1 protein-coding gene is annotated in these 1,003 nt (G+C 73.9%); it reads right to left on the minus strand.

Annotation, left to right across the window (positions count from 1 at the left end; all coding sequences use genetic code 11):
- Positions 1-1,003: 4-alpha-glucanotransferase (locus D588_RS0117350; protein WP_017916883.1), on the minus strand; the 1,003-nt coding region annotated here is incomplete at both ends.

A 1,003-nucleotide genomic window follows, 5' to 3' on the forward strand; every position in this document is an offset into this window, starting at 1 on the left:
CGGCGACGGCGTGGCGGCGACGAAGCGCAGCGCGCCCAGTTCCGGGTCGGCGGCCTGCGCGGGCGGCAGCGCCGCGGCGACCGCCTGGTCCATGCGCGCGACATCGTCGGTGCGTGCCTGGTGGTCGGCATGTTGCTGCGCGGCGTCGCTCAACTGCAGGCGCCGGCGCCAGTCGATGTCCTCGCCGCGGCGCCAGCCGCGCAGAGTCGGCAGGTCATGAGTGGTGGTGGTGGCGAGTGCGTCGGGGCGCCACTGTGCCGGTGGCAGGAACGCGCCGGCGCGGTCGCGGGTGAACAGCAGCACGTCGATGCCCATCACCCCGCGGCGCGACAGTTCCGCGCGGATGCCGTCCGGCACCACGCCCAGGTCCTCGCCGATCACGATCGCGCGGTGCCGCCAGGATTCCAGCGCCAGCAGGCGCAGCAGGTCGTGCAGCGGATAGCGCAGGTACACGCCGGTGGAGGAGGGTGCGCCGCGCGGAATCACCCACAGCCGCAGTAGACCGAGGATGTGGTCGATGCGCACGCCGCCGCGATCGCGCATCACCGCGCGCAGCAGTTCGATGAACGGCGCGAAGCCGGTGGCGCGCAGCGCGGTCGGCGCATAGCCGCAGATGCCCCAGGCCTGGCCATCGCCGTTGAACGCGTCCGGCGGCGCGCCCAGTTCCAGCCCCTGCAGCACCGCCTGCGGCCACGCCGCGGCCTCGGCACCATGCGCGTCGAAGCCGACCGCCAGGTCGGCGATCAGGCCGATGCCCATGCCGTCGGCGCGTGACTGCCGCTGCACGTCGGCCCAACTGCGCGCGGCCAGCCACTGCGCGAAGCGGTGCAGACCCGGATCGGCATCGCCGAAGTCCTGCGCGGCGAACGCGGCATGCGCGTGTAGGGCGCTGCCGCCGTCGCGTTCGAATGCGGCCAGGTCGGCGTGCAGGGACGCGTCGGCCTGACCGAAGTCGGCGTGCAACTGGCGCAGCCACTGCCACTTCAACGCAGCCGAGGCCGGC

This window comes from Xanthomonas sp. SHU 308 (assembly GCF_000364645.1).
GTDB lineage: Bacteria > Pseudomonadota > Gammaproteobacteria > Xanthomonadales > Xanthomonadaceae > Xanthomonas_A > Xanthomonas_A sontii.